This is a genomic window from Amycolatopsis sp. NPDC049253, from assembly GCF_040678995.1.
GTDB lineage: Bacteria > Actinomycetota > Actinomycetes > Mycobacteriales > Pseudonocardiaceae > Amycolatopsis.
In genome coordinates, this window is record NZ_JBFAQX010000014.1 from 81,852 (window position 1) to 100,159 (window position 18,308).

Genomic DNA, 18,308 nt, shown 5'->3' on the forward strand with positions numbered 1-18,308 from the left:
CGTTACGCCCCCTCGTCCGGGATCGCGGCCAGCACCCGCTCGAGGAACGCGCCGATGTGCTTGCGCAGCAGCTCGGCCGCGCCCTCGGCGTCCCCCTTCTTCGCGGCGGCGAGCACGGCTTTGTGCTCGGTCCACTCCTTGCGCCAGCTGGGGTTCGCGTCCCAGCCGACCACGGTGATGAGCGCGGCGCGGTCCTTGAGGTCGTCGAGCATCGAGACCATCAGCGGGTTGCCGCAGCCGGCGTAGAGCGCGCCGTGGAAGCGGCGGTTGAGCAGGCTGAGCGCGGTGTGGTCCTTGTCCGCGAGCGCCGCCTGCGCCTCCTTCAGCGCTTCGGCCGCGTCGTCGAACGACGCGCCCGCCGCCACCGAACGGCGCAGCGCTTCGGGCTCCAGCACCATCCGCACGTCGTACACCGAACGCGCGAGCTCCGCGTCGACCACGCAGACCGACGCGCCGCGGTACGGGCTGAACGTGACCAGACCCGAGTTCGACAGCACCTTCAGCGCCTCGCGCACCGGCGTCTTCGACACGCCGAGGCGCTGCGCCAGCTCGGCCTCCACCAGCGGCTGGCCCGGGAGCAGCTCGCGGGTCAGGATGCCGCGCCGGATCTCCTCCAGGACCACTTCGGTCCGGGAGGCGGGCAGGCTGAACGTCGGTGGCATCGGACACTCCAGGCTCGCGCGGTCTGCCGCGGTGAACAGACCGACATTCAACCAGGCGGGCGCGGGCGGTGCCCGTGGCCCGCACGGCGGGTGTGATCATATATCAGATGCCATACTGCCCGTAGCGACGAAAGGCGGCCCGGCCATGAGAACACCGGAGGACCTGCGCAGCCACCGTTGGTTCGGCGGCGACGAGCTGCGGAACTTCAGCCACCGCGCCCGGGCCCGCCAGCTCGGCTACGAGCCCGAAGAACACCTGGGCAAGCCGGTGATCGCCGTGCTCAACACGTGGAGCGACATCAACCCGTGCCACATGCACCTGCGCGAGCGCGCCGAGCAGGTGAAACGCGGCGTGTGGCAGGCGGGTGGTTTCCCGCTGGAGTTCCCGGTCGCGACGCTGTCGGAGACGTACCAGAAACCCACGCCCATGCTGTACCGCAACCTGCTGGCGATGGAGACCGAGGAGATCCTGCGCTCCTACCCGGCCGACGGCGCGGTGCTGATGGGCGGCTGCGACAAGACCACCCCCGCGTTGCTGATGGGCGCGGCGAGCGCCGGCCTGCCCGCGATCTTCGTCCCGGCCGGGCCGATGCTGCGCGGCCACTGGCGCGACGAGGTGCTGGGCAGCGGCACGGACATGTGGAAGTACTGGGACGAACGCCGCGCCGGCACCATCGGCGACGAGGAGCTGTCCGAACTGGAACGCGGCCTCGCCCGCTCCCCCGGCCACTGCATGACGATGGGCACGGCGTCGACCATGACCTCGGCCGCGGAGGTCCTCGGCGTGACGCTGCCGGGCGCGGCGTCGATCCCGGCCGTGGACTCGGCGCACCACCGGATGGCGGCGGCCAGCGGCGCGCGGATCGTGGACATGGTGTGGGAGGACCTCACGATCACGAAGGTCCTCGACGAGCGCGCGTACGCCGACGCCATCACCACCGTGCTCGCGCTCGGCGGCTCGACCAACGCGGTGATCCACCTGATCGCGATGGCCGGGCGCAGCGGCCTGGCCCTCAGCCTGGCCGACTTCGACGAGATCGCGCGCCGCGTGCCCGTGCTCGCGAACATCCGCCCGGGCGGCGCGTGGCTGATGGAGGACTTCTACTACGCGGGCGGCCTGCCCGGGCTGCTGTCGCGGCTGACGGACCTGCTGCACACCGACCGCCTCACCGTCTCCGGCCGCACGCTGGCCGAGACGCTGGCGACCGCGCGCGTGCACAACGACGACGTGATCCGCCCGCGCGACAACCCGCTGGCGGCCGAAGGCGGCGTCGCCGTGCTGCACGGCAACCTGGCTCCGTCGGGCGCGGTCATCAAGCACATCGCCGCGACGCCGGAGCTGCTCACGCACACGGGACCCGCTGTCGTGTTCGACGACTACGCCGACCTCAAGAAGCGCATCAACGACCCGTCGCTCGGCATCACGGCCGACTCCGTGCTGGTGCTGCGCGGCTCCGGCCCGCTCGGCGGCCCGGGCATGCCCGAGTACGGCATGCTGCCGATCCCTGACCACCTGCTCGCGCAGGGCGTGCGCGACATGGTGCGCATCTCCGACGCGCGCATGAGCGGTACCTCGTACGGCGCCTGCGTGCTGCACGTCGCCCCGGAATCGCACGTCGGCGGCCCGCTCGCCCTGGTCCGCGACGGCGACCTGATCACGCTCGACGTGCCGGCTCGCGCGTTGCGGCTGGAGGTGCCCGACGACGAGCTGGCGCGCCGGCGGGCGGACTGGCTCGAGCCTGCGCCGCGGTTCGAACGCGGTTACGGTGCCCTGTACGCCGAGCACATCACCCAGGCCGACGAGGGCTGCGACTTCGACTTCCTCGCGCGCACCGGCGCCAACCCGGAGCCCGACGCGCGCTGACCGGTTTGTTCCCCAAGGGGCACTAGTCCGTCATGTCCGGCTCAGGCCGTACGCTGTGGCGCGGGACGCAGCAAACGAAGGGTCGAACAGGTGCCGTACGAACCGCGCTGGCCGGAGTCCGAGGACGAGCAGACGGTCGTGCTGCCGGCGGTCCCCGCCGAGCCCGAATCGCGCTCTCGCCTGGGCAAAGCCCTGTGGGTCTCCGGTGGTGTGCTCGCCGCGCTGCTGGTCGTGTACCTCATCGACCTGCTCACCAGCCAGGGCAGCGTGCCGCGCGGGACCACGGTGGCGGGCGTCGACGTCGGTGGCCTCGACCGGCCGGTGGCCGAGCGGGAGCTGCGGGGGCTCATCGAGCCGCGGCTGACGCAGCCGCTGACGGTGACCGCGGGCGCGGCTCGGACCACCTTGTCGCCGACGCTGGCCGGCTTGCGCCTCGACTGGTCGGCGACTCTGGACCAGGCCGGTGACCAGCCGCTGAACCCGTTCACGCGGCTGGCGTCGTTCTTCTCGACGCACGAGATCGGCGTCGTCTCGCACGCCGAGGGCGATCGGCTGGATCCGGCGCTGGAGGATCTGCGCGGGCGGGTGGATCGTGCCGCGGTGGAGGGCACCGTGCGGTTCGACGGCACCACGCCGGTCGCCGTGGCGCCGCAGCCGGGGCAGAAGCTCGACGTCGCCGCGGCGAAGGCCGCCGTGCTGAGCCAGTGGGCTTCGGGGTCCGAGCTGGCTCTGCCCGTGGCGGCGGCGCCGGTGCGGACCACTGCCGCCGGGGTGCAGGCGGCTCTGGAGCAGTTCGCCCGGCCCGCGGTGGCGGCGCCGGTGAAGGTCGACGGCGAGGGCGCCTCGGCCGTGCTGGAGCCCCGTGACATCGCCGCGGCTTTGACTTTTGCGCCTGCCGACGGCGGCGGGCTCGTGCCGGTCGTGGACCAGAAGAAGGTCGTCGCGGTCGCCGGCCCGCAGCTGAAGTCCACCGAGAAGGAGGGCAAGGAGGCGACCATCGGGTTCAGCGGGGGGAAGCCGACCGTCGAGCCTTCGGTGGACGGCAAGACCGTCGACTGGGAGCCGAGCCTCAAGCCGCTGCCCGACGTGCTGAAGCGCGCTGACGGTCGTTCGCTGAAGGCCGTGTACAAGAACAGCCCGGCCAAGGTGACGACCGAGCAGGCCAACGCGCTGGGCGTGAAGGAGGTCGTCGGCGAGTTCACCACCGGCGGCTTCGCTCCCGACTCGGGCGTCAACATCCGCGTCGTCGCCCAGAAGGTCAACGGCGCCATCGTGAAGCCCGGCGAGACCTTCAGCCTCAACGGCTTCACCGGTCCCCGCGGCAAACCCCAGGGCTACGTCGAGGCCGGCGTCATCGAAAACGGCGCCCCGGCCCGCGAAGTCGGCGGCGGCATCTCCCAGTTCGCGACGACGCTGTACAACGCGGCGTACTTCGCGGGCATGAAGGACGCGGGGCACAAGGAGCACAGTTACTACATCAGCCGCTATCCGGCGGCTCGCGAGGCGACGGTCTTCCAGAACCCGAACGGGTCGAGTGTGATCGACCTGAAGTTCACGAACGACTCCGCGACGGGGATCGCCATTCAGACCATCTGGTCGCCTTCGTCGCTGACGGTGAAGTTGTGGGGCACGAAGCGGTACTCGGTGGAGTCGATCCCCGGGGAGCGAACCAATCCGACTCCACCACCCACGAAGCCGGGGCCGGCGGAGAACTGCCACCCGTCGAACGGCGCGCCCGGGTTCACGACGACGGACACCCGGGTGCTGAAGGACGCCGCCACGGGGCAGGAAGTCTCACGCCACACGCGGACGGTGCGGTACAACCCGCAGCCGAAGATCACCTGCGAGGCCTGATGTGTGTGGTCAACCTGGTCGAGAAGTTCGGTGCGGACGAGTTCCTCGAACGGGAGTGGACCCTGCCGGCGGAGGTCGTCGAGCCCTTGCGCGGGCAGGTCGACATGACGCCCGAGGGCTGGATCATGAACGAGTGGCCGATGACGGCGGCGATCGCCGCCATCGTGCAGCCGTGGGTCGGCGAGCCCATCGACGTCGAGTCGGGCTCCTGGTTCGTCGCCTCGGCGCAGGTCGACTGACGCGGTGGCGCGTTTCGACCTGAAGATCACCCCTGATATCGACGATCACACCCGATCGTGCCAGACCAAGAATTCTCTTGGTTCCCTGCTCGCGAGAAGATCACCAATAGGCACCCTCGAGACGGTGTCCAGCCAGAATTCGAGGGGCGTCCCACCGTCAGGAAACCACCAATCCGAAAATCTCCCGGCAGCTTCCAGATCGCGGTCCAGATCATATCTGTACTCGAACTGCACCTGCGAAAAAGCCTCGTGTGCACCGGCCGGATCGCAAACCTCCAATTGCCGGACCATGCCGACGACCAACGTAGGCGATGGCAGCCAGCCGACTGGCCCGTACTCAAAGAGAAGTCCGTCCGCATCCTGGCCGGCTGGCACGTCGAACTCCGTCGCGAAGAACCTGCGGGCCAGCTCGACAAGAGCCGGCACGGGCGGGCCGACTGGGCCGTCCCCGACAACCAGACCTCGAGCGATGGCGAGCGCATCGCCGACGGGGCGCTTGTCCGGCAAGCGAACCTCCGAGTCGTGCTGCCTCATGACGGGTTCAAGGTATAGCCCGGCGCGGAATGAACGTCGACCAGCCGGAACCGTCACCGAACGTAACCACCCAGCATCAACCCGCAACCCACCCCAACCGCACCCCACCAACACACCGCAAACACCGCGCACAGCTCCCCCAACCCGCGTAATCTCCCCATCCAGACCACGGAAGGGGGCACTCGTGGCCGAAACCGGCGCGGACGCCGCAATGGGCCTGTACGGGCTCACCAAACGGTTCGGCACCACGCTCGCAGTCGACAGCGTCACCTTGGAGGTTCCGCGGGGCTCGTTCTTCGGGCTCGTGGGGCCGAACGGCGCGGGCAAGACCACGTCGCTGTCGATGGCGGTGGGGTTGTTGCGGCCGGATCAGGGGCAGGCGAACGTGTTCGGCGTCGACGTGTGGCGCGAGCCGGAGCGGGCGAAAAGCCTGATCGGCGTGCTGCCGGACGGACTGTCCATTCCGGAGCGCCTCACGGGCCGCGAGCTGTTGACCTACATGGGACTTCTCCGGGGACTTCCGCCGAACACGGTCGCGGAGCGGGCGCAGGAGCTGCTCGGCGTGCTGGAGCTGCTGGAGGCCGAGCGCACGCTCGTGATCGACTACTCCGCGGGCATGCGCAAGAAGATCGGGCTCGCGATGGCGCTGCTGCACGGGCCGCGGCTGCTGGTGCTGGACGAGCCGTTCGAGGCGGTGGACCCGGTGTCGGCGTCGACGATCCGGACGATCCTGCAGCGGTTCGTCGGCTCGGGTGGCGCGGTGGTGCTCTCTAGCCACGTGATGGCGCTGGTCGAGCAGCTGTGCAGCCACGTCGCGGTGATCACGCGCGGCCGGGTGGTCGCGGCGGGCGCCGTGGACGACGTGCGGGGCGGCGGGAGCCTGGAAGACGCGTTCGTGCACATCGTGGGCGGGCGCACCGGCGGAGCGGAAGGGCTGTCGTGGTTGGCGTCCTCGTCCGACTGAAGCTGCGCGTGCTGCGCAATTCCCTGCGCGGCAGCCGCGTCGCGGGCATGGTCGTCGGCGGGGTGATCGGGCTGACGGCCGCCGTGCTGACGATCGTGCTGGCCCTCGTGCCGATCCGCGGCGGCAGCGGGATCACCGTCGATCTGCTGAGCACGATCTACGCGGGCTGGGCGGCCGGCTGGGTGCTCGCGCCCATCGCCACCGGCGGCGGAGACGACACGCTGCGGCCGGAGCACTTCGCGCTGCTGCCGATCGGGCGGCGCAAGCTTGCCGTCGGGCTGCTGGCCGCGAGCTTCGTCGGCGTGACGACGCTGGTCAGCCTGGTCGCGTTCCTCGGCCTGTTCTTCTACGGCCTGCGCCTCGGCGCGGGCGCGGCGCTGGTCGGGCTCGTGTTCACGGTGCTGCAGCTGGCGTTCGTGGTGCTGCTCTACCGCGTGGTGATGGCCGCGCTGGGCGCGCTGCTGACGTCCCGCAAGGGCAAAGAACTCGGCATCATCCTGGTCGCGCTCACCGGTCTGTCCGGCGTCGGCGTGAACCTGGCGATCAACAGCCTCGGCCCCGCGATCATCAACGGCCGCGTGCCGGGTTTCGTGAACGTGATGCACGTGCTGCCGTCCGGCTGGGGCACGGTCGCCGTGCACGCGGCGGGCACCGGCGAGTGGGGCACCGCGCTCGGGCTGCTGGTCGCGATGCTCGCGCTGATCGCCGTGCTGATCGCGGCGTGGGGCGCGCTGCTCGCGCGGCAGGTGACGAGCCCGTCGTTCCGCGGCGCGTCGCGCACGAAGGTGCGGGCCGAGGGCGCGCGCGTGCGCCGCAGCCTGCTGCCCGAGACGCCCGTGGGTGCCGTGGCGCGCAAGGAGCTGTTCACGTGGTGGCGTGACGCCCGCCGGCGCGTCGCGCTGCTGTCGACGCTGATCGTCGGGGTCGTGGTCACCGTGCTCCCGGCGCTGTCCGGCGGCGGGCGGCCCGCGATCGTGCCCTACCTCGGCGTCGCGGTGGTGTTCTTCGCGTGCATGCAGTCGGGCAACCTCTACGGCTTCGACGGCAGCGCCCTGTGGCACACGCTCACCGTGCCCGGCGCCGAACGCGCCGACGTCCGCGGCCGGCAGCTCGCGTGGGCGCTGATCGTCGCGCCGGTGGCGCTGGTGCTGGCCGCGGTCCTGCCCGGCGCGGTCGGCGAGACCGGCGCGTACCCGTGGGTGTTCGGCCTGGTGCCGTCGCTGCTTGGCGCCGGTGCGGGCGTGCTGATGCTGCAGTCGGTGTACCTCGCGTACCCGCTGCCCGACCAGCGCAGGAGCTCGAGCCCCTGGTCCTCCGGCGGCCGCCCGGGCTGCGCCCGGGTGCTGCAGATGTTCGCGACGATGCTGCTGGTCGCCGCGGGGGCGCTGCCGGTGCTCGCGCTGTGCATCACCGGCGCGGTGCTCGGCTCGCCGGTGCTGCAGTGGCTCGGCGTGCCGGTCGGGATCGTGGTCGGCGCCGTGCTGGCGTGGTGGTGGGGCGGGCTCGCGCGCCAACGCCTGGCGACGCGCGGCCCCGAGCTGCTGGCGACGGTGTCGAAGGAGCAGTGAACCGGGGGCCGAAGGGTCGACGTGACCCGCGGCCCGCGGTGTTCACGGCAACTCGGCCAACGAAGTGGCGAGCACGTCGTCGGACAGCTCGTTGTCCACCATCTCGCCCGAGAGATAGGCGCCGTACGCGGGCAGGTCGAGGTGCGCGTGGCCGCACAGCGCGGTGAGGATCACCTTCTCCTCCCCGGTTTCCCTGCAGCGCAACGCTTCCTGGATGCACGCGGCCAGCGCGTGCGTCGGCTCGGGCGCCGGGACGATGCCCTCCGCACGGGCGAAACGCACGCCCGCGGCGAAACACTCGCGCTGCCCGACGGCGATCGCCTCGATCAGGCCCAGCTCGTAGATGTGCGAGATGAGCGGCGACATCCCGTGGTAGCGCAGGCCGCCCGCGTGGATCGGGTCGGGGATGAAGCCGTGGCCGAGCGTGTGCATCTTCAGCAGCGGGGTGAGCCCCGCCGTGTCGCCGAAGTCGTACGCGTACGTGCCGCGCGTGAGCGTCGGGCACGCCGCCGGCTCGACGGCGCGGATCACCGGGTTCATCCGGCCCGCCAGCTTCTCGCGCAGGAACGGGAACGCGAGCCCGCCGAAGTTGGAGCCGCCGCCGGTGCAGCCGACGAGGATGTCCGGGGTGTCGCCGGCGAGCTCGAACTGCTTGAGCGTCTCCTCGCCGATCACCGTCTGGTGCATCAGCACGTGGTTGAGCACGCTGCCGAGCGCGTACCGAGCGTTCGGATCGGCCGCGGCCTGCTCCACGGCCTCGCTGATCGCGATGCCGAGGCTGCCGGTGGACTCGGGGTCGTCGGCGAGGATCTTCCGTCCGGACTCGGTGAGCGCCGACGGGCTCGGGTGCACGGTCGCGCCGAACGTCTCCATCATGAGCTTGCGGTAGGGCTTCTGGTCGTAGGAGGCGCGGACCTGCCACACCTCGCACTCGAGCCCGTACTGCGCACACGCGAACGCGAGCGCGCTGCCCCACTGGCCGGCGCCCGTCTCGGTCGTCAGGCGCGTGACGCCCTCCGCGGCGTTGTAGAACGCCTGCGGCACCGCGGTGTTCGGCTTGTGCGAGCCGACCGGGCTGACGCCCTCGTACTTGTAGTAGATCCGCGCCGGCGTGCCCAGCGCCTTCTCCAGCCGGTGCGCGCGGTAGAGCGGCGAGGGGCGCCACAGGCGGTAGACGTCGCGGACCTCCTCGGGAATGTCCACGTAACGCTCCGTGCTCACCTCCTGAGCGATCAGCGCCTGCGGGAACAGCGGCGCCAGGTCCTCGGGTCCCACGGGCTCGCGCGTGCCCGGGTGCAGCGGCGGGGGCGGTGGCTCCGGCAGGTCGGGCACCACGTTGTACCACTGCGTCGGGAGATCGGCTTCGTCCAGGATGTACTTGGTGCGCTCCGCCATCACGCCTCCTGAGATCTGGAAAACTCAAGATAGATCGCCGGGGGCCCGGTGGGCCAGCCTGATTGTCCACAGTGGATCTACTTGGGAGGAAACTTGCCCACTCGCGTCGATCGCCTGCAGCTGGCCGACGGCCCCGTCGACCTGCCCGTGTGGCTCCCCGCCGGCGGCCGCGGCCCCGGCCTGGTGCTGGTCCAGGAGATCTTCGGCCTGGACGCTTATCTCTCCGGCGTCGCGTCCGATCTCGCGGACCTGGGTTACGTGGTCGCCGTGCCCGAGCTGTTCCACCGCTTCGCGCCGGGCTGGTCGTCGGCCCACGACGAGGCCGGCGTCGCCCGGTCGATGGAGGTCTCCGGTCAGCTGGACCCCGCGCTGGCACTGTCGGACGTCCTGGCGACCCTCGCGCACCTGCGCGCGATGACCTCCGGCGCCGGCGTGCTGGGCTTCTGCCTGGGCGGATCTCTCGCCTTCGCCGCTGCCGCGGCGGGCACGCCCGATACGGCGGTGTCGTTCTACGGCTCGACGGTGGCCGCGGAGATTGCTTCGCTGGACGAGGTGGTCGTCTCAGCAGGCCTCGGCGTCGCCCTGCTGCCGCGGTTGTTGGTGCTGGACGCTCCGCCGAGCGTGGTGGTTCTCCCGATGCGGCAGCCCACCATCGTCCGTCGTCTCTGCACCTGCCGGCTCGGTACCAGAGGCGTGACCGCCCCGAGCAGACAGCTCGAGGCGTATCTGCGGGAAGCCGCAACGGAACTCTGAACCGACGCACCCCAACCCTCGCTCGTCATCCGCACCTCATCCTCGACGCTGTAGGCGAAAGGTGTGGACCTGGTGGTCCTCGACCAGGGCATCGACACCTCCACCGCGGTCGGGCGGATGTCTTCCAGCTCCTCGGCTCGATCGCCGAGTTCGAGCACGCCCTGATGTCCGAGCGGACGATGGGCGGCCTGGCCGCAGCCCGGGCACGCAGTCGCCCCAGCGGGCAGAAACCGAAGCCCGGGTCCCGCCGGGTGCAGCTGGCCCGGCAGATGTACGACGAGCGTGACGACGACGGCAAACGCCGCTACACCGTCGCCCAGATCGCCGCCGAGTTCGGCATCACCCGACCCACCATCTGCCGGCACTTGGGCAAGCCCTCGACACGACGCCAGGGACGGCCACGTCACCCTGACCAGTGTCAGCTCGCTCAGGATCATCTCGCGGTGCAAGGTGCGGTGCTACGCCTCGGCCCGGCCGAGATCGACCAGGCGCGCCGCAGCTCTTTCGCCCTGTGAGCGAAGTCGTTCCGCATGCGCCCCGCGACCAGGACGGTCGAGTCGCGCTGGTTGTTGATGACTCGGGCGAGTAGCCGCTGGATCGACCGGGGCAGATCTGACAGACCTGCCCCGGTCGATGTGTTTCTTGTGGGCCAGTAACTGAGCACGCGGGGCGGCGACGAGACGCACCGCGGCCCCGGGTTGCCCGGCTCCGCGCTCAGCCCCAGTGGACGAGCGCGAGGTGTTGCGCCGTCCGGCCACGCTGGCGGACGGCGCCGAAGAGGTCAGCTCCGGTCGTTCGGCACGAAGAGGACCTTGCCGGAGCGTTCGGGGCGTGCCGCGTGGGCCAGTGCGGTGCGGTGGTCGCTCAAGGAATAGGTCGCCTCGACCGGCGCCATGAGCACGCCCTGTTCGACCAAGGAGGCGAGTTCGCCGTACACGCGCTCGAGTTCGTGGCGTGGCGTGTCGCGGATCCAGTTGAGGATGAAGAACGCGCGCAGCACGATGCCGCGGTAGATCAAGTCGCCCACGGGGATGGCCGGTGCCTGCCCGGTTGCCGCAGCGAAGGTGACGACGGTGCCGCCGTCCTCCAGCGACTGCACCAGTGCGGCGGCCTGCTCGGGGTCGGCCGTGCCCTCCAGAGCCAGCCGCAGCTGTTCACCGGACAATGCGGCGGCGATGCGGTCGCCCAGGTCCGGACCGTCGACGACGACGGCATCGGCGCCGAGCGCCCGGACCTGCTCGGCGGCCCCCTCCCGCCGGACGACGGCGAGAGTCCTGATCCCGGCCCGCTTCGCCAGGGCGATGACGTGGTGCCCGACCGCGGAATTCGCGAGGTTCAAGCCGATCCAGTCGCCGCGGTCAAGCGTGGCGTAGTCGTGGATCAGTGCGTAGGCCGTGGCGGGGTTGACCGGGAGCATCGCGAGTTGCAGCACCTCAGTGGTGTCCGACGTGGACAGTGGGATGACAGTGCTCGCCGGAACCACGACCCGGTCGGTCCACGTGCCGTGGACGAACGTGGGCAGGATCAGCACGCGCCGGCCGACCAACGTCCGGTCGACGTCCTCGCCCGTGCGCACGACCCGGCCGACGCCTTCGGCCCCCAGCGGCTGCGGCAGCTGGGGCGTGACGGAGAACCATCCCATGGTGAACAGCAGATCCGCGTTGTTGACCGGCGCGGCGTCGACCTCGACCAGGACGTCCTGCCGGCCGACGGTCAGGTCTTGGTGCTCGGCCGCTTCGACGGTGTCGGCGAGGTCGCCACCGATGGCGGTGAGGATGAGCTGGCTCATGGAAGTTGTTCCTTTAGCTGAGATGTAATTGTCTTTGAAAAGATGACCATGTTCTTTCTAGCAGGGCCGCGGAGCTGCCGTAAAGGTCTTTGCCAAAAAGACCATGTCGCCGTACGCTGGGGACATGGCGGGCGAAAACGCGACGGGTGCGGTGCCACGGCAGGAGCCGGTACTCGCGAAGACGATCGTGAATCTGCTGAACACGCGCCCGCACGCCACTCCGCGTTCCGACGAAACGCTCACGGACCCGGAGGCCGCCAACCTGCTGCTGCAGCCGCTCCTCGCGCAGCCGTTGGCCGAGGACGATCTCCCGCAGGTGCGGGCACTGCGAGACGGTTTGGTCGAGGTGGTCGGCCGGTTTGGCGCGGAGGACGCGTGGGTCGCGGTGAACCAGCCGGCCGCCTCCGTCGCGTTCCACCCCATGTTCGGCGACGGGCGGGTCGAGCTGCGGCAGGTGTCCGGGTCACCGGCCGTCGGCGCGGTCGTTCGTGCCATCGCGGACCTCGTCGCGGCCGGCACGTTCTCCCGCATCCGGCTGTGCGCCAACACGGACTGCTCCCACGCTTTCTACGACAGCACACGCAGCCGCACCCAGCGTTGGCACTCCTACGAGATCTGCGGGAACCGCGTCAACGTCGCCACGTACCGGAAGCGGACCAAGCACTCGAAGTGAGCGAGGCGGCGCCGAGCGCGTCCGGTGCGCGTGGTGGAGGTCGAGCTGCACCGCGGTGTCGGCGACTCCGAACCCGACGAGGTCAATGCAGCCGACCCCGAGCTTCGCGTGGCAGGAGCTCGACCGCGATCTGACCGCCGCTCGTGAACGCGTCGCCGAAGAGGACGCCGCCGCGGCGGCAGGTCCGGCCCGTCTGCTCACCGCCGACGGCGACGACCTCGCACACGCGGTCCAGACCGCACTCGAGACCTGGGCTTCACCGTGAGGACAGGGACCAGGTCAACCCACCCGGCCAGCGACTCGAAGAACCTGCGCGTACGCGACCCCCACACCCCAGCCCGGGTGGGAAGCACTCGTCGAGGTCAAGGGCTACACCGCCGGAGCGAAGGTCAACGACCTGGCCAAACTCCTGCGCCGGAAATCGCACTATGTCAAGGAAACCCGCTTCCGCCACAACGACCCGGCCACGCGCCCGACGCCGATCCCCAGCGACGGGGACCTGGAAAACCTCGTCGCCGAAGGCGACGTCCTGATCGACACCACGGACCTGTTCACGGCCCAGCGCGACGTCGCCGCCGGCACGCGGACCGCGACGACCTCCGCGCAGCGCTGCGGTCGGCGACCGGCCGCTGGACACACGACCAGACGACCGCCCCAGCGACCCGGTCGAGGGGCAGCGAGGAGTCCACGTGATCTGGAGTCGTCGTCGGCGGCTCTTCGCGGGGAACTCGGGCTGCGCTCTCTCCGTTGGAGGTCGTGGCCTGCAGCCCGAACACGAGGAGCGCCCTTGACCGACGAGGTAGTGGTCAGCGATCGCGCCCAAGTCGATGTTGACAACCTGCCGAAGTTCGACGGCCACGTGGCCATCCCGGCCGCGGAACCACTCGAAGCTGTCTATCGCCACGACGAGACCGGCGACGAGCGCACCGCAACGGTGCACGGCTTCACCGCCGACCGGTACGCGCTCGTCTTGAACGAAGGGCTCGGACGCTTGGTGCGGGCTCGCCACGCCGCCCGCCAGCACGAGACCTTCGAAGGCATCAAGCCACCGCGCACTACCGCGGGGCCAACCGGGATCCGCGGGCCGTTCACCCCGGCGCCGCCGGGCATGATCGTGGTGTTCTCCGACGGCACCACCCGCGAGCCGATCCGCTGCTTCGACTCTCTCGGCCGGCCTGTGCTCATCGACCTTGAGCCGACGTCAAGGGCGCTGTACCTGGCCCAGGAAGACGAAGGCATCCTTCGCATCGAAGGCCCCGCCGACTCGGCCGCCGGCTGACGTCCGCTGCTCGACCTTTCGCACCCCCGGGCGGGGGCCACCACAGCCTCCTCACCCAGGGGGTGCAAGGGACGTCGTCGCGGCTCGGCGGCCAGGCTGGGGGGTCGGCCAGCGCGGATTCGCTGATCAGGTACAACGCCGCCGGCCCGTACTCGGAATCGACGAACGCGCAGACACCGCCGTCAGGCCGGAGGCCGCGCTCACGAAACTGGCCCTCGGTCCACAAGAACGACGGCGCGAAACCCGATGCGTAGAAGGCAGCCCCGCCTCCGTCCACCCTGAGGGCTTCCCCGTGATCACCTCCACCTGCCGGCACCAACGACGCCACCGAGTACAACGCCGACCCGGAGCTTGATCAGGTCGCCGAGTAACGCCGCTCGCCTGGGTACCGACGATCGGTTGACCTTGTGCGCACGTTGGGAGAGAAATGACCGTTCGTCCGGAATCCGTTCGCGTCCGGCTCTGGGAGCCGGATCCCGCCGTGCCTGCGGGCGCGCTACCGGTGTTCGGCGAGCTTCACGCGGCCGCGCGCCGCCGTGCGGCTGCGAGCCTGTTTTTCCCGCTGCCGTTCGTGATCGGCGGGATAGGCCTGTTCTTCGCCGGCAAGGGTGTCGCCGCGCCACTCTTCCTCGTCGTGTTCTTCGGCATCGCCCTGGTCGCGGCCATCGCCATTCTCGCGACACTCCGCCGGGCGGTGCCGTTCCTCGGGGCCCGGTTCGAACCAGTCGACTGCCCGCCGGACGGGGTGGTCCTCGCGGGTCGCGAGGTCGGCGTCCGCCTGCCCGACGGCCGGTGGCTGCGCACCAGGATGCCTGCACCGCTGCGGGTGCAGCTGGCCGGTGAGCGCCGGCTGTGGCTGCTGCGGGTGGGTGAGCGGGCGATGATCACGTTGCCGGGGTCCGGCGTTCTCGGGGCGGCGCGGATCACCGACGGCCCGCCGCCTGGTGCGCGGGTACTGCCGATCGGCGCCCGGGAGCCGACCTCGCCACGCCTCGATCCGGTGCTCACGGCCTATCGGCGCTACCTCGCACGCCTGTGTTGGTACCCGGCGGCGGTATACGGCGTCATCGCCGTCCTCGCGGGCTGGGCGGCGGCGGACCTGCCGGAGGAGCGGGCCCTTCAAACGGCCAGCAGCGGAGCAGTGTTCATCGCGGCGTTCATCGGTGTTCTAGCGCTGATTGTGGTGGTCCGCGCGGTGCGGCTGCGCGCTCCACTCGCGGCCGACACCTGGACCGAGCTGGCCGTGGTGCTCGACCGGCCGGTCTCGATCAACGGCCGTGGTCTCGTCCGCCTCCAGGGCCGGGCCGTCCTGCCCGACGGCCGCACGGTCGGCTTCCGAATGCGGAACGTGGCCGTCGCGTTCGGCCTCGCGACGGCCACGACCGGGCAGCTGTGGATCGCCGGGGTGCCGCTTCCCGGCAAGTCCGCGATCGCCGGCATCCCGGGCCATGCGGTCATGGGCGCGGTCCGACTCACCTGAGCAGGCCGTAACACCGGTGCTCTACCGGGACCGCACCAGCAACGCCGGTGACAGATACCGCTCACAAGTGACAGAGAAAAATCACGGTCACAGTGACTGTGACTGTGCGCGGTAGTTGTCACCTGATCACCACCAAGTCGCGGCGTTCGGCGGCGTGCTTGCTCAGCAGTTGTCACCAAGTTTGCACGGTTTCTGTCACCAAACGGCATGCAGGCGTTGAATGCGGTGCAGCCAGGCGGCGGTCCTCGCGGGCCGTGGGCTGCCGGTGGGGCTGGGGTCTGTCGGCAACTCGTCACTCAACTCGACGCCACCGTAGAGCGGCGCCGATGCCCTCGGCGGAACACCTCGCTCTCGGCGCGATCGGCGAAGACGACGGGTCATCGACCTAGCCGCCGGCTGCTAGCGCCGCACTGCAAGCAGCCCGATCAAGCTGGTCACCCCGTGTGGCTCGCTTGCTGTACCTCAGCCAGCTTGCCCAGGTAACGCTGCAGGGGTGGTCCGAAGAAGCGGCGGGCGTGGCTCTCCTCGGGCATGGCATCGATGTAGGCCTGCGCGCCGGCCAGGTTGCCGCGGATGTAGCGGATCATCTCGGCCGCGTGCCAGCCGTTCGGCCAGTAGTCTGCCCCGCGGGTGAGGTCTTCGTCGTGGTCGAGGTAGATGTTGCCTGCTTGCAGTGCTCTGCCGTAGTGCAGCCCGTTGGTGCGGTCGGTGTCGGTTCCGTCGTACCAGGACCAGAAGTCGCTGTACAGCATCACGACGGTGCCGGACACTGCGTAGGTGTAGCGGTCGAGGTCCTGCTCGGTCCGGATGGTCACGCCCGGACGGCACCAGCCGGACATGCGGGCGGCCATGACGGCGACCGTCTCCAGCGCCCGGGCTTGGATACTGTCCGGGATCACCGCCGCCCACTCGGCCAGGCGCAGAGTGACTTCGGGCAGACTCTCGCGGTGCGGGCCGAACACGCGGTCCAACCGGGGGTCGGTGATCGAGGACTCCAGGGTGCGGGCCACCCCGATCAGCAGGGTGCTCCGATCGTCCGCGCCGAGTTCGGGGTGGTCCTCGATCTCGTCGATCGCGCGCAGGCACAGGTAAGCGCCCGTGATCGCCTCGTCAAGCCCCGCCGGCATGGCCAGCGTCGGTTCGTACCAGGTGGTGGAGTAGCGGCGCAGCATCCGGTGCGCCTCGATCAGCGCCGGCGCGGTCATACCGCGTCCCGCACGGGGAGGTGGTCCCACCACCAGGCGATCGCCGCGATGTCCGGTGGTGTCTCGACACCGTGGGGGGGAGTGTGGGTGATGGTCAGGGGGTCGTCGGCCAGCACGTCCGAGTATCGCGAGGAGTAGAGCTGCCACGGGATGAACGCGCCCTCCATGCGGATCATGGACCGCACGTACGCGCGCAGCGCCGGCCCGCCGTCACGCGTCAATTCGTGGGACAACACGTCCATGGCATGAAAGACGCTGCTGATCACCGCGATTGCCTCGTCGACCGCTTCCCTGACGCCACAACCGGATCGATGGGCCAGCACGGTGACCAGGTTGTGGTGGCCTTCCCGGAAATCCTTGGCGATGGTGGCGACGTCGTTGCCCCAGCTCGTCGCGAGGTGGACGGCCTGGAAGAACGCCTGTACCGATCGACTGTGGAATTCGTGCTCGGGAATTTCCATTCCGGTAGCGAACTCCACCACGGCCGACATTGCCGGCATGATGGACGCGGCTTCGCGCACCCCGGTGTACACCTCCACCGACGGCGGTTGTTCCGCGGCCTCGAGCAGGTGCTCCGAGACGATCGCGGCGAAGTACCGCTGGTGGGCCGACCTCAACCGCTGCCGCTGCACGGGTGTTGCCAGCGCCAGGAGTTCCCGGGCGTTCTGCCGGACCATGGCGGTGATCGGAGTGTCGGGTGCAGGCGCGTCCGGGTCGTCCCAGATGCGCTGGCCACAGGCGGCTATGATCGCGGCATCCTCGGCGGATGCCGCTTCGAGGACGTCGTCGACCAGGAAGTACACCGGGCCCCACACCACGGTCGGCTCGAGACGCTCCGCGCTTGCCGGATCCACCAGGAATGCCATGACCGCGGCCGTGCGCGACCGCACGATCGAATCCACTTGCTCCTGTGGTAGGTCGCTGTATCGGGATAACCACTTCGCGGCTTCCCGGTCGTATTCCTCGTGCCCGATCTCGGAGTGGACGGGAAACGGGAAGTACAACTCCGCCACAGTCACCACCTGCCCACGGAAGACGGGACGCGCACGTTGTACATGATCAGCCTCCTACAGCTCGGACTTCGACGGACCTCGACAATGGACAGCAACCGTATCCCCCGGCGAAGTCCAGGCCACCGAACAAGTGTGGTGCCCGGGCTGACCGGCACGGGACCGCCGAGCAGGTTCGTCGGCCCTCCCTGTCTGGGTGACGAAGTGATCACGCCAGATCCAGGAAACCCACCGATCGAGATTCCTGGGGCCACTGAGGTCACCGGATCGGGTGCCGTTGCGGCGAAAAGGCGCTCACGTGGGAAATGCCGCACCGGAACCGCGAGACAATCGCCGGAATCCGTCCCGGACAGCTGTGGGTGGTGTACAACACCGGTTCGCCGCCGTGAGCAGCCTGTGCTCAGGCTTCGGCGTCACCGTCGCGCAGGCCAACGCCGAGCTGGACCTTCCCGACGCGTTCGGCATCGCCGCCGTGCACGCGGTCAAAAACTGGGCCGACCAGCACAGCTCCGCAGCCGCAGTCGACGCCCCCGCCGCCGCCGCGACCATCAACAGCCTCAACGCCGACCCACCAGCCATCAACTACCGGCACCGGCGGCGCCGGCTCGACGGGTGGCTGATCCCCGCGAACGACTGGGACGCCCTCACCGAGCCGCTCCGTCGCGCCGAGGCTGAGCACGAGGTCCTCAGGCTCCTCAGAACCGACTGGGGGCCACGTAAACGGGACTGCGCGTCGCTCATCGTCGCCGCGACGATCACCCGAAGCGACTACACAGCCCTGCCGCTGTTCCGAAACCGCACGCACGTCCGCCCGACCGACCTGCCGTTTCGCAACCTCGCCTACAAGCTGATGATGTACGGCCGCCGCGGTGTCCATGGCGGCCGCGGTAGCCACACTCTCGCGCTTCTCCACGCGCTCGAGCCCTACGCCCAGCGACTCGCCGCCCAACTCGATGACATCTCAGCCCAGCACCTGCCGTACGCGCGGCGGCGACAGATTCCGCTCACAAGTGACAAGTAGAAGTCACAGTCACAGTGA

Annotated in this window: 18 protein-coding genes; 12 read left to right on the plus strand and 6 right to left on the minus strand. The window is 70.0% G+C overall.

Annotated features, from left to right (window positions below; all coding sequences use genetic code 11):
• Positions 1–2 precede the first annotated feature (2 nt).
• Positions 3–662 carry a GntR family transcriptional regulator gene (locus tag AB0K15_RS28380; RefSeq protein WP_364056812.1) on the minus strand — a complete coding sequence of 220 codons (660 nt, stop codon included), beginning with the start codon at positions 660–662 and terminating at the stop codon, positions 3–5.
• Between the two features lie 145 nt (positions 663–807).
• Here AB0K15_RS28380 and araD point away from each other — a divergent pair, with 145 nt between their 5' ends.
• From araD to AB0K15_RS28395, 3 genes are all read left to right on the plus strand, one after another.
• Positions 808–2,526, plus strand: coding sequence for an L-arabinonate dehydratase (araD, locus tag AB0K15_RS28385; protein WP_364056815.1), 1,719 nt, complete (start codon positions 808–810; stop codon positions 2,524–2,526).
• 90 nt (positions 2,527–2,616) lie between these two features.
• Positions 2,617–4,380, plus strand: coding sequence for a VanW family protein (locus AB0K15_RS28390; protein ID WP_364056818.1), 1,764 nt, complete (start codon positions 2,617–2,619; stop codon positions 4,378–4,380).
• Entirely contained in the window at positions 4,380–4,619 is a 240-nt protein-coding gene (locus AB0K15_RS28395) for a hypothetical protein (protein WP_364056821.1), read from the plus strand. The genes AB0K15_RS28390 and AB0K15_RS28395 overlap by 1 nt, the downstream gene beginning before the upstream one ends.
• A 45-nt stretch (positions 4,620–4,664) precedes the next feature.
• On the opposite strand, the gene AB0K15_RS28400 is transcribed toward AB0K15_RS28395, so the two are convergent.
• Positions 4,665–5,153: a hypothetical protein gene (locus AB0K15_RS28400; protein ID WP_364056824.1), complete on the minus strand. Its 489-nt coding sequence runs from the start codon at positions 5,151–5,153 to the stop codon at positions 4,665–4,667.
• Between the two features lie 211 nt (positions 5,154–5,364).
• Between AB0K15_RS28400 and AB0K15_RS28405 the strand changes: the two genes are divergently transcribed.
• Both AB0K15_RS28405 and AB0K15_RS28410 read left to right on the plus strand, forming a co-directional pair.
• Entirely contained in the window at positions 5,365–6,117 is a 753-nt protein-coding gene (locus AB0K15_RS28405) for an ABC transporter ATP-binding protein (protein WP_364057131.1), read from the plus strand.
• Positions 6,093–7,685: a hypothetical protein gene (locus AB0K15_RS28410; protein WP_364056827.1), complete on the plus strand. Its 1,593-nt coding sequence runs from the start codon at positions 6,093–6,095 to the stop codon at positions 7,683–7,685. Before AB0K15_RS28405 ends, AB0K15_RS28410 begins: the two co-directional genes overlap by 25 nt.
• 42 nt (positions 7,686–7,727) lie before the next feature.
• Here AB0K15_RS28410 and AB0K15_RS28415 read toward each other — a convergent pair whose 3' ends face one another.
• On the minus strand, positions 7,728–9,080 hold the full coding sequence (locus AB0K15_RS28415; RefSeq protein WP_364056830.1) for a TrpB-like pyridoxal phosphate-dependent enzyme: 1,353 nt from the start codon (positions 9,078–9,080) through the stop codon (positions 7,728–7,730).
• A 93-nt stretch (positions 9,081–9,173) separates the two neighbouring features.
• Here AB0K15_RS28415 and AB0K15_RS28420 point away from each other — a divergent pair, with 93 nt between their 5' ends.
• On the plus strand, positions 9,174–9,833 hold the full coding sequence (locus tag AB0K15_RS28420; RefSeq protein ID WP_364056833.1) for a dienelactone hydrolase family protein: 660 nt from the start codon (positions 9,174–9,176) through the stop codon (positions 9,831–9,833).
• Positions 9,834–9,997: 164 nt separating this feature from the next.
• On the plus strand, positions 9,998–10,348 hold the full coding sequence (locus AB0K15_RS28425; protein ID WP_364056836.1) for a hypothetical protein: 351 nt from the start codon (positions 9,998–10,000) through the stop codon (positions 10,346–10,348).
• A 266-nt stretch (positions 10,349–10,614) separates the two neighbouring features.
• On the opposite strand, the gene AB0K15_RS28430 is transcribed toward AB0K15_RS28425, so the two are convergent.
• Positions 10,615–11,622, minus strand: a complete 1,008-nt coding sequence (locus AB0K15_RS28430) for a zinc-dependent alcohol dehydrogenase family protein (protein ID WP_364056839.1) — start codon at positions 11,620–11,622, stop codon at positions 10,615–10,617.
• Positions 11,623–11,746: 124 nt separating this feature from the next.
• Between AB0K15_RS28430 and AB0K15_RS28435 the strand changes: the two genes are divergently transcribed.
• From AB0K15_RS28435 to AB0K15_RS28450, 4 genes are all read left to right on the plus strand, one after another.
• Positions 11,747–12,295 carry a CGNR zinc finger domain-containing protein gene (locus AB0K15_RS28435; protein ID WP_364056842.1) on the plus strand — a complete coding sequence of 183 codons (549 nt, stop codon included), beginning with the start codon at positions 11,747–11,749 and terminating at the stop codon, positions 12,293–12,295.
• Positions 12,296–12,380: 85 nt separating this feature from the next.
• Positions 12,381–12,560 carry a hypothetical protein gene (locus tag AB0K15_RS28440; RefSeq protein WP_364056845.1) on the plus strand — a complete coding sequence of 60 codons (180 nt, stop codon included), beginning with the start codon at positions 12,381–12,383 and terminating at the stop codon, positions 12,558–12,560.
• 522 nt (positions 12,561–13,082) lie between these two features.
• On the plus strand, positions 13,083–13,574 hold the full coding sequence (locus tag AB0K15_RS28445; RefSeq protein ID WP_364056848.1) for a hypothetical protein: 492 nt from the start codon (positions 13,083–13,085) through the stop codon (positions 13,572–13,574).
• Between the two features lie 427 nt (positions 13,575–14,001).
• Entirely contained in the window at positions 14,002–15,054 is a 1,053-nt protein-coding gene (locus AB0K15_RS28450) for a hypothetical protein (protein WP_364056851.1), read from the plus strand.
• A 434-nt stretch (positions 15,055–15,488) separates the two neighbouring features.
• Here AB0K15_RS28450 and AB0K15_RS28455 read toward each other — a convergent pair whose 3' ends face one another.
• Positions 15,489–16,259 carry a squalene/phytoene synthase family protein gene (locus tag AB0K15_RS28455; RefSeq protein ID WP_364056854.1) on the minus strand — a complete coding sequence of 257 codons (771 nt, stop codon included), beginning with the start codon at positions 16,257–16,259 and terminating at the stop codon, positions 15,489–15,491.
• Positions 16,256–17,272 (minus strand): terpene synthase family protein, encoded by a 1,017-nt coding sequence (locus AB0K15_RS28460; protein ID WP_364056857.1) that lies wholly within the window; start codon positions 17,270–17,272, stop codon positions 16,256–16,258. Before AB0K15_RS28460 ends, AB0K15_RS28455 begins: the two co-directional genes overlap by 4 nt.
• Before the next feature lie 382 nt (positions 17,273–17,654).
• Between AB0K15_RS28460 and AB0K15_RS28465 the strand changes: the two genes are divergently transcribed.
• Positions 17,655–18,290: a hypothetical protein gene (locus tag AB0K15_RS28465; RefSeq protein WP_364056860.1), complete on the plus strand. Its 636-nt coding sequence runs from the start codon at positions 17,655–17,657 to the stop codon at positions 18,288–18,290.
• The last annotated feature ends 18 nt before the right edge of the window (positions 18,291–18,308 follow it).